A 311-nucleotide genomic window follows, 5' to 3' on the forward strand; every position below is an offset into this window, starting at 1 on the left:
TCTCCACTGCCTTCCTCTGTCCTATATTAGAAGATAATGAATTAAAATGTCCTCATAATGGCAGAGTAAAGCTAAAGAGCAAGAAAGGTAAAAGCTTCAAGTCTAAAGACATTCCTATGATTTTAGAATCTGATTTAATGAACTCTAGCATTGTAGGTTGCACTAATAATATAGCAGGTGTTCCTACTCCTTGTTCTCTTATTTCTGTAATACTCCCTAGTGCTAGAGCATTAAAAAGATATAATGATGATTATCCTATAATGCAAGACAATGCGTTGTCTTTTGGATAATTTCAAGGGAATCTTTGATTT

Annotated in this window: 1 pseudogene; it reads left to right on the forward strand. The window is 33.4% G+C overall.

The features are described 5' to 3' along the window. Positions 1 to 290: pseudogene (locus tag CQA53_RS12125) on the forward strand (hypothetical protein); the annotation flags it as partial. Between the last annotated feature and the right edge of the window lie 21 nt (positions 291 to 311).

The sequence above is a fragment of the Helicobacter didelphidarum genome (assembly GCF_003364195.1).
GTDB classification, from domain to species: Bacteria; Campylobacterota; Campylobacteria; order Campylobacterales; family Helicobacteraceae; genus Helicobacter_A; species Helicobacter_A didelphidarum.